Genomic DNA, 13,168 nt, shown 5'->3' on the forward strand with positions numbered 1-13,168 from the left:
TCATTCAAAATGACAACTTTTTTTCGGTCGATGCCTTAACGCAATAGCATTGCGCCTGCGGGTGGGAAGGCAGTACGTAGTACCAAAGGGGGGACGGGCCTGCAGGGCCCGAGGGTGGTGAGGAAAAAGGTTCTAAAGATTGACCGTCCCTTCGGGACGGAGGGTTCTTGGGTTTGACGGGCCCTTTGGGCCCGAGGGTTGTGGATAGCCGCCTACGGCGGCAATGATATGAAGTCAGCGTTACGAGACTTGCATTTGTGTCACCTGTGCTGCATGACGTAGTGCGTTAGCCTCCTTCCTCTGGAAGGCAGAAGCCCTGCAGAGGGCTTCTGAGCCGGGCTAATATGTGAGCATAGCCTGCACACAAAGCGAACACCTTAATGCCTGGCCGTTGGTGTCGCCGGAGGCGACGGAGAATAGCGGGCTTTCGCAAGGGGCGCGCTGATTCAGTCGTTATCAGATTTCATTCTAGGGAAGCGCTGATTAAATCACTGTCTGCTTTCATTCTTGAATTTTTATGCAATGCGAGGAATGTGGCGACGCGAATAGCGAGCTATTTAAGGAGCCTCATGACGAAGCAGTGCATAAAAATTCTTATGAAAGTAGACTCTATGAATTAATCAGTGCTTCCCTAGCATTTTGGTTCAAATACAAGGAATAAGCCGACGCGAATAGCCAAAGCTATTTAAGGAGGCTTATGACGCAGTATTGGACCAAAATGCTTATGAAATCTGATTCTGCGACTGAGTCAGTGCTCCCCTCAAAAATCCGAGGCCCCATAGGGGCCTAAGATGGCTCATAGTGGCTTGGAGAGCTATCTTCAAGTGTTCCTCAGGGCTCCGCCCTGCTCCTTCCAGTGGAAGGAACCTTACGTTATGTGCTTGCCTTCCTGCCGAACGCAGTCATTCTGAACGCAGTGAAGAATCTCGGTATGCGGCACATTTGACACATCCGGTGGTAAATACCACTCGGCGGGAATTGGCCACTGACGTGGCCACCCCCTATCCGGCTGCGCCGGACTCCCCCCTATTCAGGGGGGAGAATATGCCTCTCTACGCTTTCCTTTAGACTCATGTGGCACAATGCTGAGCACCCATAGGGACACTGTGCACATCCTGCATAGGATGTGCAAGTCGGGCGAAGTAAGGCGCCTAGCCTGCCCATAAGAGCGCTTTCCTTTGGGCCGCCCGACCGAACTTAGCGGGGAAAAGGTGGTGGCGCAGCCACCAAAGGGGGGCTTCTCTTCCCCCGCCCGCCAGGGCGGTTGTATGGTTTTACTAGCTCACTAGCTCACTAATACACCAGACCAGCTCACCAGCCCGCTAATCAGAACTCACTTCCCAGGGCAATCTTCCCGGCCACTCTTTCCGCCAGTGCCTTCCCCGTGGTGTCAGCGGTGCGGTACTGGTAAATGACCCGCCATACCGTATCCTTCTGTGTAAATATATATTCCTCCACCGTGAGATCCGTACTCTTTCCCCTGGATGATTCGGTAAAGGTAAAGGTCAGTTTCTTCCCCTTCAAATCACCGATGGATACATCCTTCACATCCGATTTCACATGAGACAGAGAAAGATTGCTCTTCAGTATTTCCTGAGCATCGGAAACAAGAACCTTTTCATTCACATCAGCAGTTGCCCTGTCCCCGGTTACCAGAATCTGCAGATGACTGTTATGGCCCTCCGCCTTTACCACCGAAGCCCCCCGGTCCCCCAGGTCCACCTGTTTCCCATTGGAAACAAGCTCGAAGGGCGTGGAAATGGTAATGGTCTGGTTGTCGCAGTGAATCCTGTTCTTGCCGAACACAAACTGGTCATCCAGACTGCCGCCGCAGCCGGAAAAAAGAAGCATAGTGCCCATCAATCCCGCCGCCAGCAGAAGTTTCGTCTTTTTTATATTCATAGTGCAACACTTTCCTCGTATTCTGAGTTATTTTTCTTATTATACCATATTATTGTAGAGGGTTCTAAGGGCAAAGGTTCTTATGATTGACCGGCCTGTGGGGCCACTGGGTGGCCCGGGTTCAGAGGGTTCTCTCCTCAATTTATTGTCCCACCGCTTGCGGGGGTAAGGTGGTGGCGTCAGCCACCAAAGGGGGGGCGAGCGCAGCGAGCCTGCCGCCGCAGGTTGTGGCCGCCTGACGGCGGCGGGTTGTGTAGAAGGGTTGTGTAGAGAGGGGGTGAAGAGGGGGGTCTTAAGATTGACCGGCCTTTGGCCGGAGGGTTCTTAGGTTTGACAGCGCCTTTGGCGCCGAGGGTTGTGGATAGCCGCCTACGGCGGCTATGATTATAAAGTCAGCGTTACGGGACTTGCATTGTGTCACCAGTGCTGCAAGACGGAGAGCCAGGGCCTCCTTCCTTTGGAAGGCAGAAGCCCTGCAGAGGGCTTCTGAGTCGGGCTAATATTCGAGTATAGCCTGCACACTAAGCGAGCACCTTAATGCCCGGCCGTTGGTGTCGCCGCAGGCGACGGATGATAGCGGATTTTCGTAGAAAATCCGAGGCCCCACAGGGGCCTGTGTAACACATAATGCTTCGCGTCGTGTATTCGGTGTTCCTCAGGGCTCCGCCCAGCTCCTTTCTGAGAAAGGAGCCTTACGTTACGTGCTTGCCTCTTGTGTAACCAATGCTGCAGGACAGAGTGCCAAAGCCTCCTTCCTCTGGAAGGAGGTGTCGCCGCAGGCGACGGAGGATAGCAGGCCTTTCGCAGAAAGGCCGAGGCCCCATCGGGGCCTAATTTGTCTCTTCCGTAAAACGCCGCCTACGGCGGCGCCTTTGCTGGAGAAAGGCCTATCCTCACCCCTGCCCCCAGCTCCTTCAAAAAGAAGGAGCCCATGGTAAATGTTTTCCTTCCCTCTCCAATTAAAAAAGCCCCGGAAATTCCGGAGCTTTTCCTATAGATTTCAGCAGTATTTAAGGCTGTCTCTCAGGCGGGTGAGTGTCTTTTCTCTTCCGAAGAGGGCAATCATGTCGTAGAGGCCCGGTCCGTGGGTGACGCCGGTCAAAGCGATTCTGACGGGTTCGAAGGCTGCTTTGCCTTTGATGCCGGTTTCCTTCATAAGGGAGGAGAAGCATTTCTTAATGGAGGCTTCGTCAAAGGTTTCCAGTTTTTCCAAGGCGTCGGCGAAGGCGGTGATGATTTTGCCGCTGGTTTCCTGTTTCATGATGGCAAGGGCGTCTTCGTCGGTCACTTCCAGCAGGTCTTCGAAGAAAAGTTTTACGTTTTCCGGAGCCTGGGCGCCGTAGTAGAGGTGGTCTCTTACGTACCATACCACTTTGGTGAGCCAGTCTTTCTGTTCAGCGGAAAGCGGGGTCTTTACGTAGCCTGCTTTTTCAATGAAGGGCAGGGTCACGTCCAGGAGCTGCTGTGGAGACAGTTTCTTCATGTACTGGAAGTTGATCCAGTTCAGTTTTTCGATATCGAAAACGGCGTCGTTGGAGGAAACCCGTTTCATGGAGAACTGCTTAATCAGCTCTTCCCTGGTGAAGATTTCCTGTTCGCCCTTAGGTGCCCAGCCCAGGAGTGCCAGGTAGTTTACCATGGCATCGGGGAGGTAGCCCATGTTCTTGTATTCGGTGACGGAGGTGGCGCCGTGGCGTTTGCTCATCTTCTTGTGGTCTGCGCCAAGGATGAGGGAAATATGGCCGAATTCCGGTACCGGATAGCCCAGGGCTTCATAGATAGCCAGCTGGCGGGGTGTATTGGACAGGTGTTCTTCAGCGCGGATAACGTCGGTGACACCCATAAGGGAATCGTCGATAACTACAGCAAAGTTGTATACCGGAATACCATCGGATTTCACGATGATGAAATCGCCTACGCCGGAGGCCTGGAATTCCACGTGGCCCCTTACCATATCGTCAAAGGCAAAGACTCCTTCTTTTCTGACTTTCAGGCGGATAACCGGCTTTCTGCCTTCCGCTTTGTACTGAGCAATCTGTTCTTCCGTGAGGTGGCGGCAGTGGTCGTCGTATACAGGGGTCTGGCCGGCAGCCACCTGTTTCTTTCGGCTTTCTTCCAGTTCTTCTTCTGTGCAGTAGCAGTAGTAGGCTTTTCCTTCGTCCAGAAGGCGCTGCACTTCTTTCTTGTAGATGTCAAGGCGTTCGGTCTGGCGATAGGGGCCGTTGTCGCCGCCTACGTCGATGCCTTCGTCCCAGGTAAGGCCCAGCCATTTCAGGGATTCCTTAATGTTTTCTTCCGATTCCTTAGAGGAACGTTTAAGGTCAGTGTCTTCAATGCGGACAAGGAAGGTACCCTTTGCATGACGGGCTACCAGCCAGTTGAATAAAGCGGAACGGGCGCCGCCGATATGGAACGGGCCTGTGGGGCTTGGAGCAAATCTAACTTTCAGTTTCTTTTCCATTACTTAACTCCTCCTGCATACGATGGATGATGCCATGGCGGCCATGCCTTCCCGGCGGCCGATGGCTCCCATCTTTTCATTGGTTGTTGCTTTAATGCCTATATCACCAGGCAATATATCCAAAATACCGGCAATTCTTTCTTTCATGGCCGGTATATATTGGGCCAGTTTTGGCTTTTCAGCGATGACAGTGCTGTCAATATTTCCTACCACATACCCTTCCCCTTCTATGATATGCTTCACTTCCAGAAGAAGGCGGGCGCTGTCAGCGCCGCTGAAACGTTCGTCCGTATCGGGGAAATAGTGGCCGATGTCCGGCAGGCCGCAGGCTCCCAAAAGAGAGTCCATAATGGCATGAAGAAGCACATCGGCATCGGAGTGGCCCAGAAGGCCGCCTTTTTCGGAAATGCGAACGCCCCCAAGAATCAGAGGCCTTTCTTCATCGAACCGGTGCACATCATAGCCCTGTCCAATACGGAAGGGACAGCGGTCTTTCCGGAGCGCCTGCTCCAGCCTGTCCATGTCATCCGGTGTGGTGACCTTGAAGAATCTTTCCTTTCCGGGAATGAGCTTCACCGGCACCCCCAGCTGCTCCAGCACGGAAGCATCGTCTGTAAAGTTTCCGCCTCGGGAAAGGAAATCCACCGCCCGGTGGAAGAGGCCTGTCAATGCCCCCTGGGGGGTCTGGGCACGGAAGAGATTCTTCCGCTCCGGCGTTTCCACGATGCGGTCCCCTTCTACCTTTTTGATGGTATCAATACAGGGCACCCCCACCGCCACCGCCGGGCTGCCCTCGCTGATGGCAGTAAAGGCGTCGTCAATGGTCTTTCCGTCCACCAGAGGACGGGCACCGTCATGGACAAGCACCTTGTCCGACTCTTCTGACACCATGTGAAATCCATTCCGCACGGATCCTGCCCGGTCGCTTCCGCCAGGGGCGAAAATAACACGGATGGAATGGGGAATGGAATGGACAATGGATTCAAAAACCGGTTTCTCCTCCGGCTTGGTAACAATCACCAGCTCGGAAAGGAGACGGCTCTGGAATACATTTCTTAAAGTGTAATAAATGAGAGGATGGCCCTCACAGGACAGGAGCAGCTTATTCAGGGACGCCTGCATGCGGCTCCCGTTTCCTGCAGCCACCAGTATAAGTGAATTAATCATTGGAGTCCAGCTTTGCAAAAATCATTTTGCCTGCAGAGGTCTGCAGGACGGATGTAATAATGACAGGCACTTCCCTGCCGATGCACTGGCTGCCGTTTTCCACCACAATCATGGTACCGTCTTCCAGGTAGGCAACCCCCTGCCCTTCTTCCTTCCCCTGCTTCACCAGCTGCACAAAGAGCTGTTCGCCGGGAATGACAGCAGGCTTTACTGCAATAGCCAGGTCGTTGATATTGAGAACGCTCACCCCCTGGAGCTCTGCCACCTTGTTCAGATTGTAATCATTGGTGACAATTTTATACCCCTTTGCCCGGGCCAGCTTCACCAGCTTCGAATCCACTTCGTTCATATCTTCGAAATCATCGGTAATGATGTGGAAATCTTTGCTGTTCTTCTTCATATGGTTCAGAATATCAAGTCCCCTGCGGCCCCGATTTCTTTTCAGCACATCCGAAGAGTCCGCAATCTTCTGCAGCTCCTCCAGTACGAATACAGGCACATAGATAGGCCCCTCAAGGAAACCGGTACGGTAAATATCCGCCACCCTGCCGTCGATGATGATATTCGTATCCAGCAGTTTTCCTTCCCTCTTGTCCTTATTCTTCTTTCTGTCAGGCTCCGAATGGAAATGGAACCAGGACGCCATTTCAGACTTCTTGCTCACCGCCAGATGCATGCCCAGGTAGCCCAGCACGATACTCAAAGCCACCGACACATAGGGCCCGATATAAGGCACGCTGATAAAAGCAAGCCCTACCAGGTTGGCAATAATAAGCCCCAGAAAGAGCCCCAGGGTGCCGGCCACCAGATCCTGCACCGACATGGAAGACAGAGACTTCTCCACCCTTGAAGTGAACGCAAAAAGACTCCTGTTCAGGTAAGGAGAAATAAAACAGCCCACAATGGCCCCTAAAATCCCGCCTATCAGCATCGCTCCCAGGGACATAAACGTAACACCCAGAATGGTCTCCGTTAATACTGAATTCGGAAGCAGTGCAGCCAGCACCGTTTCCCCCTGTCTGGAAAGAACGATACCAAGAACGGTAAAGAGCAATATGAATATTCCTCTTAATATTTTTTCCGGCATCTTAAATTCCCTCTTATGATTTACATGAAATTCCCATTTTTATGGTTCAAAGCAGTCTATCACAGTTAAAAACTTTTCCGTATCAATTATTATACCAAATTGCATAGACAATTTATACAGAAATTATGAAAATTTTCCAGGGAAGTACTGATTAAATCACTGTCTGCTTTTATTCTAGTATTTTTATGCAATGCAAGGAATGGGACGACGCGAATAGCGAGCTATTTAAGGAGTCCCATGACGAAGCAGTGCATAAAAATTCTTATAAAGGCAGACTCTATGAATTAATCAGTGCTTCCCTAGCTAACAAGCTAACTAGCCCACTAGTACACTAGCTCACTACTACACTAACCCATCCCGGTGAGCGGGAAGAATTGACTCTTCCACACATGCAGTGCACCCGCAGTACTTTCTCAGAAAAAAGAGGCGCCCCGCAAGGCGCCTTTCCTAATCAATGATGTTTCCTGTCTGCGATTTCCCTGACTTCTTCCGCATCAGAGCCGTACACTTTACCGCTGATGAAGTTCCTGTCCACCATGGTTTCCGCCGTGTATTCCGGATTGATAGCCTTCAGGTGACTGCAGATTTCCTTATAAATTTCCTCATCCTTTAATTTGCAGGGACCCGTCAGGGCCAGTTCAAAGGAAAGATGGATTTCCCCTTCCTTTTCTTCCACGAAGAAATCATGATAGGAAAGGGGCAGCCTGGTCCTGTAGATGGCAGATTCCAGATCCCTCCTATACTCCGCTTCCCGTGGATTGGAAATGGCTTTGGGGTCTGCATGAATGGTTGCCTGCACGTTCAGCTTTTCCCGGAGGGTGGTCATCACGTTTTCTGCCAGCTCGTGGCTTTCTACCAGGTTCAGAGTGCTGTCCAGTTCCACATGGGCTGTGGCAAAATGATTTTCCGGACCATAGTCATGAACGATAAGGTCATGAACACCGTACACACCGGGGCAGGAAAGGATGCATTCCCTGATTTTCTTGTATACCTCCGCATCAGGGGTAGCGCCAAGAATAGAATTCACTGCGTTTTTCATAATGCCGTAGCCGGTCCAAAGAATAAAGAGGGACATGAGCGCCCCCATAATGCCATCGATGTGAAGGCCGAAGAAATATTCTGCCAGCGTGGCCACCAGGACGCCGCTGGTGGAAAGCATGTCGGAAAGGGAATCGGCGCTGTAGGCTTCAAAGGCTTTGGAGCCCACCTTTTCCCCTGCCCTCTTGTACCACCATGCCAGAAACAGTTTAGCCAGAAGACCGATAATCAGAATGATGGCTACAAAAAGGGTAAATTCCGTATCCTTTGGATGGATGATTTTCTGCACCGATTCCACCAGAAGGGTAATGCCCACATAGAGAATCACCGCTGCCATGACAGTGGAATTAATATATTCCAGCCTCCCGTGACCGAAGGGATGCTCCTTGTCCGACGGCTTGGCTGCATAGTAAAAGGTCATCATCAGAAGGGTTACCGAACCCATATCGGTAATATTATTAAAGCCATCACCCATGACGGAGAGAAAGCCGCTCTGCCAGCCGGCCAGTATTTTGAAAGAGCCAAGCATGAAGTTCACAAGAAGACCTACCAGACCGGCCATAAAAGCCTTCTTTGTCCTGTCTCCATGGGGACCGGAAAATAAGAATGTCATAAACCTTTCATTTCCTTTCAAAAAGGAGAAAAATAGAGCCCGCTGCAAAGGGCATAATTTCAAAGCAGCCCTATCCATCAATTTAGAATTCTGACTTATGATGAAAAGGAACACCTAAAATCCTCTATATATACCAAAAGACCCTCCGTAAGGAGAGCCTTTCATAGAGCTGCAGCCAAATACTATATGGACCGAAAGACTGAATCAGTGCTTCCTTAGTACTTGTCGAAATCAATTTCGTTCAGAATATCCTTCAGTTTCAGGATTTCCTCTTTCGTCAAAGTCAGTCCCTTTGTCATCGCTGTATGGTCCGGATTCCAGGACCGAAGATCAAACTTCTCGTCTCTGTTGTTCCAGCTGGTATAGGTCAGCTGTTTTTTCCAGCCATTAGCAGCTACAGACAAATCTCCTAATTCTTCCTGAATGGTATACGTAATTTTAGCAGCCATTGCATTTTCACCTCATTCGTTCAAACTAGGACTATCCTATCATATGGAGAAAGGATTGTAAAGGATGTAAGCCGCTTTGGTTCCCCACCGGCCGCTAAAAAAAGAGCTGTGCTTTTTCACAGCTCTTTTTTTATGTATTTTCCACTATTTCTTCCTGCTTCCGTTCCACCCAGTTTTGGAAGTCTGCTTTGTCTCCCAGGGATACATAGGAAAGCTGTACAGGAAGAGCCACCAGACCGCCGGTGATTCTGGCACCGATGTAAAGTTGGCTCCAGTTGTGGGATACACCGGCCACCTCATTGTATTCCACAGGCATATAGAAAGCCCGGAGGGAAATATGGTAATCGGAATTAACAAAGGACCATGGCATGGCCACCAGCAGCTTCTTCTCGCAGATCAGGGCCACCGGATAGTGGACCCGGTTAATGCGCCAAAGGGAGTACGCCACCACCAGTGCTGCCACAACGTAGAAAATAATGCCATGTCTTGTATCATGCCAAATAGCAAAGAGTACGGCTCCCGCACTCACCAGAACGTAAAATAAGGATAGAAGGATTATATACATTCTCGAGCGGTAGCATTCCCATAATATTTTTCCGTAGATTTTTTCTTTATAGGTATCCAAAGCGAATCAAGCCTTTCCTCTATCGAAAGGGCCTCCAGGGCCTTTTGCACCGGGGAGGTCCGAAAACAGCATCATACACAGCCCACTGTCTGATTCCTTTACCGGAATCAATTGAAAAGCCTGTTTCTCCATTCCTCTCTTCCAAAGGAGTTCCTGTATCCATCCTGCGAACGTGCTTCTCTTCAGAGTGTGCAGGAAGAATTCGTCCACTTTTTTCCGTCTGTCCTTCTACTGACTTGGGCAGAGCAGGTTTTATGACTGGTTCGGAAGGTTCTTTTCTTCTTACAACTTTTCTTCTTATTACCTTTCTTTTTATTATTTTATCAGATTTCTCAGATTCTTTAAAGGATTTCTTTTGAAATTCCGGTTCGGGAGTCGGTTTCTCGCTATGGGCAGCCTCTTTTTCCGTCGATTTCTGCCCCCAGGATTTCAGCATTTTATCCCTGACTCTTCCATAGTCAAAGTTGGAATTGTGATTCTGTTCCATAGGTTTCCCTCCGGTTACTTGCCTTCTTCATGGCCGGAAATGCTCTTACGCATATCCGTATCAGCCTGGATATTCTTCAGATTGTAGTAGTCCATGACTCCCAGATGACCGCTCCGGAGTGCTTCCGCCATGGCTTTGGGCACTTCTGCTTCCGATTCCACAACTTTGGCCTGCATTTCCTGGGTATAGGCACGCATTTCCTGCTCCTTTGCCACAGCCATAGCCCTTCTTTCCTCCGCCCGGGCCTGGGCAATCTGCTTATCCGCCTCTGCCTGGTCCGTCTGCAGCTGGGCGCCGATATTTCTGCCCACATCCACATCGGCAATATCAATGGAGAGGATTTCAAAAGCGGTACCGGAATCAAGCCCTTTTTCCAGCACGGTCTGTGAAATATGATCCGGATTTTCCAGCACATCCGTATGCTTGGACGCAGAGCCTACGGTGGTGACAATGCCTTCACCAACCCTGGCAATAATGGTAGCTTCACCGGCGCCGCCTACGAGGCGGTCAATATTGGCACGAACCGTAACCCGGGCCCGTACCTTCAGTTCGATACCGTTCTTGGCCACTGCTGAAATGGTAGGCGTTTCGATAACCTTAGGATTGACACTCATCTGCACTGCTTCCAGCACATTACGCCCTGCCAGGTCAATGGCCGCCGCCTGTTCGAAGGATAAATCGATTTGGGCGCGATGAGCCGCAATCAGGGCATCCACCACATTATCCACATTGCCGCCGGCCAGATAATGAGCTTCCAGCTGGTTCACGTTCAGCAAAAGGCCCGCCTTGGTGCCTTTAATGAGAGGCAGTACAATCATCCGGGGCTCTACCCGGCGAATACGCATGCCGACAAGGTTGAAGAGGGAAATATTGACTCCCGCCGCCAGAGCGGAAATCCAAAGCCCAATAGGTACGAAATGAAGAAATACCGAAAGGGCTGCCACCACAATAATAAGGACCATAAAGGGAAATACCATGAGTTCCATACATTCCTCCTGTTAAAAAATATGAATCTAAAGAAATACTATATCAAGAATCAGTTTTTATTTCCTTAACTACCACATAGCTTGATTCTGCTTTGACTACCACCACAGGTCTGCCGGCCGCAATGAAGGTTCCTTCTGACAGAGCATCCAACAGCTGACCATCAATCTTGACTTTCCCTGCCGGCCGGAGTACTGAAACAGCAGTGCCTTTCCTGCCTTCCAGTCCCTTCAGATTCTTTGAAGAAGAGATAAAGCCCCTGTTTCCTTTCAGCTCCGTATGGAGAGTGATTTTCTTCCATAAACGGCTGCTTTCCAAATGGCCAAGGATGAAATAAAGACCCGCCCCTGCTGCAAGGACGGCAAAGCACAAGATGTAGAGCGCCTCTGTGCCGCCGCCGAAAGTAAAGAAGAGCCCTCCCAGCACAAGCACCAGGCCGCATAGGATGCCTGCTCCCGTCATGAAAAGAAGGATATCCGTAAAAATCAGCACCAGCCCGCCAAAGTACAGGATAAACTCCCAGAAGAAACTTTCCTCTTCATACCAGTTAGCCCCGATAAGGATACATCCGGCAATTGCCGCCGCCAGGGCGCCGCCTGAAAAACCGGCGGTCTTGATTTCAGCGGCAATGGAAATCAGTATGACCGCAGCCAGCACCGTTTCAACGATGGGATTCTTAATCATCAACGCCGCATCCCTGCCATCAAAGGCAAAAGCCGTCGGGCAGATAAAGAGAAGAACGGGCAGTAGGAAAAACAGCCGTTGCAGTAAATTTTTCATCATCCCGCCTCCTTCAAAAAAATTTCCTGAGAAATCCAATATTCCCTGTTTAAATTATACTATATCCTGCCACCCTTCTGCCACTTGATAAGAGAAAGCCTTTTTCAGCGATAATTACGGTATAACCATTTCCCCTGTAAAGTGTTATAATAATGATAAGAAATAAAATTTAAATCTGGAGGTGCCTTATGTTTAAAAAAGAAGCGCTTAACATGGCTTTACAGTTATGGAAAAAAGGTGGTTTCACTGTTCGTTTTTGGGATGGCACGGAAAAGAGCTATGGCTCCACCCCACCCAGATTTAAAGTGATTTTCAACAAAGAACCATCCTTCACTCCTTCTGATTTGAAAGAAGACCTGGATGTGCTCATAGGCTCCGCCTATGTGGACGGCATCGTGGATTTCGAGGGAAATCTGGACGACATTGTTGCCACTGCCTTTGAAAAAGACCCGGTAGAAATGCCCTATCATCTGGGCTCACTCCGCCAGCGGCTCATCAAAGAAGAAGAGAAACAGGAAAAAGCAAACATTCACGCCCACTACGACCTGGGCAACGAACTCTTCGATACGTTCCTTGATCCTACCAAAACCTACTCCTGTGCCTATTTCAAACACGACAGCGACAGTCTTTATGAAGCACAGATAAATAAAATCGACCTCTCCCTCCGGAAGCTCTTTCTGAAGCCCGGCGAAAAACTGCTCGACATCGGCTGCGGCTGGGGTGAACTCATCATCTACGCCGCTAAAAAATATGGCGTCCACGCTTACGGCATCACCCTTTCCGAAGAGCAGTACAAGACCGCTAAAGAAAGAATCCATAAAGAAGGGCTGGACGGAAAAGTAGATGTGATTCTGGAAAACTACCTGGACCTGGACTCCGATGAGTATCAGTTCGATAAGATCGTATCCATCGGTATGTTCGAACATGTAGGAAAGAAATACCTTCCCCTTTATTTCAATAAAGTATCCAGCCTCTTGAAACCCGGCGGCCTCTTCCTCCTCCACTCCATCCTCAACATGGACCCACAGGAAAAGCAGACCAAAAACTGGATGACAAAGTACATCTTCCCCGGCGGCTATGTTCCGGGCATCCGCGAAACCGTTTCCCTATTTCCCCTCTTCGACCTGCGTATGATAGGCTTCGAAAGCCTGCGCCGCCACTATGCCAAAACCCTTCACCTCTGGGCTGAAGCATTCAATGCACACAAAGACAGCCTGCCTGATAAATACGATGAAAAATTCAAACGGCTCTGGGATATTTACCTCAGAGGCTGCGAATCGGGCTTCCGCACCGGCGTCCTGGATGTGGGCCAGTTCATACTGAGCAAAGGAGTCAATAACGACCTTCCCATGACTATGGAATCCATTTACAGCGATAAATAAGCCATAAAAAAAGACCGCGCTGCGGTCTTTTTTTATGGCAGGTACGGGGCTTCGCCCCAAAGGTTGTGAGTGAAAGGTTCTTAAGATTGACCGGCCTGTCGGCCGGAGGGTTCTTAGGTTTGACGCCCGCTTTGCGGGCGAGGGTTGTGGATAGCCGCCTACGGCGGCAATGATATGAAGTCAGCGTTACGAG

The 13,168-nt window shown here is 50.2% G+C and carries 11 protein-coding genes; 1 reads left to right on the top strand and 10 read right to left on the bottom strand.

The genetic code is table 11. The features are described from left to right. Positions 1-1,326: 1,326 nt before the first annotated feature. The 10 genes from Q0482_RS01100 to Q0482_RS01145 form a co-directional block, all read right to left on the bottom strand. A complete protein-coding gene (locus tag Q0482_RS01100; protein ID WP_299142336.1) occupies positions 1,327-1,902 on the bottom strand; it encodes a hypothetical protein in 576 nt (191 codons plus the stop codon). A gap of 1,000 nt (positions 1,903-2,902) precedes the next feature. Then, positions 2,903-4,363, bottom strand: a complete 1,461-nt coding sequence (gene gltX, locus Q0482_RS01105) for a glutamate--tRNA ligase (protein WP_299142337.1) — start codon at positions 4,361-4,363, stop codon at positions 2,903-2,905. A gap of 3 nt (positions 4,364-4,366) precedes the next feature. Continuing rightward, the gene (gene ispD / locus Q0482_RS01110; RefSeq protein WP_299142340.1) at positions 4,367-5,530 is read right to left on the bottom strand and encodes a 2-C-methyl-D-erythritol 4-phosphate cytidylyltransferase; all 1,164 of its coding nucleotides are present in this window, start codon (positions 5,528-5,530) and stop codon (positions 4,367-4,369) included. Next, positions 5,523-6,584: a PIN domain-containing protein gene (locus Q0482_RS01115; RefSeq protein WP_299142342.1), complete on the bottom strand. Its 1,062-nt coding sequence runs from the start codon at positions 6,582-6,584 to the stop codon at positions 5,523-5,525. Before Q0482_RS01115 ends, ispD begins: the two co-directional genes overlap by 8 nt. A gap of 484 nt (positions 6,585-7,068) precedes the next feature. Further along, positions 7,069-8,268: a cation diffusion facilitator family transporter gene (locus tag Q0482_RS01120; RefSeq protein ID WP_299142345.1), complete on the bottom strand. Its 1,200-nt coding sequence runs from the start codon at positions 8,266-8,268 to the stop codon at positions 7,069-7,071. Between the two features lie 215 nt (positions 8,269-8,483). Next, positions 8,484-8,717 carry a PC4/YdbC family ssDNA-binding protein gene (locus tag Q0482_RS01125; RefSeq protein WP_291058071.1) on the bottom strand — a complete coding sequence of 78 codons (234 nt, stop codon included), beginning with the start codon at positions 8,715-8,717 and terminating at the stop codon, positions 8,484-8,486. 130 nt (positions 8,718-8,847) lie between these two features. Then, the gene (locus Q0482_RS01130) at positions 8,848-9,342 is read right to left on the bottom strand and encodes a hypothetical protein (RefSeq protein ID WP_299142348.1); all 495 of its coding nucleotides are present in this window, start codon (positions 9,340-9,342) and stop codon (positions 8,848-8,850) included. A 19-nt stretch (positions 9,343-9,361) separates the two neighbouring features. Then, on the bottom strand, positions 9,362-9,829 hold the full coding sequence (locus Q0482_RS01135) for a hypothetical protein (RefSeq protein ID WP_299142350.1): 468 nt from the start codon (positions 9,827-9,829) through the stop codon (positions 9,362-9,364). 14 nt (positions 9,830-9,843) lie between these two features. Continuing rightward, the gene (gene floA, locus Q0482_RS01140; RefSeq protein WP_299142352.1) at positions 9,844-10,815 is read right to left on the bottom strand and encodes a flotillin-like protein FloA; all 972 of its coding nucleotides are present in this window, start codon (positions 10,813-10,815) and stop codon (positions 9,844-9,846) included. Positions 10,816-10,858: 43 nt separating this feature from the next. Further along, entirely contained in the window at positions 10,859-11,596 is a 738-nt protein-coding gene (locus tag Q0482_RS01145) for an NfeD family protein (protein ID WP_299142354.1), read from the bottom strand. Between the two features lie 185 nt (positions 11,597-11,781). On the opposite strand from Q0482_RS01145, the gene Q0482_RS01150 reads away from it, so the two are divergent. Further along, the gene (locus tag Q0482_RS01150) at positions 11,782-12,975 is read left to right on the top strand and encodes a cyclopropane-fatty-acyl-phospholipid synthase family protein (protein ID WP_299142355.1); all 1,194 of its coding nucleotides are present in this window, start codon (positions 11,782-11,784) and stop codon (positions 12,973-12,975) included. The last annotated feature ends 193 nt before the right edge of the window (positions 12,976-13,168 follow it).

This window comes from uncultured Dialister sp. (assembly GCF_937959425.1).
GTDB lineage: Bacteria > Bacillota > Negativicutes > Veillonellales > Dialisteraceae > Dialister.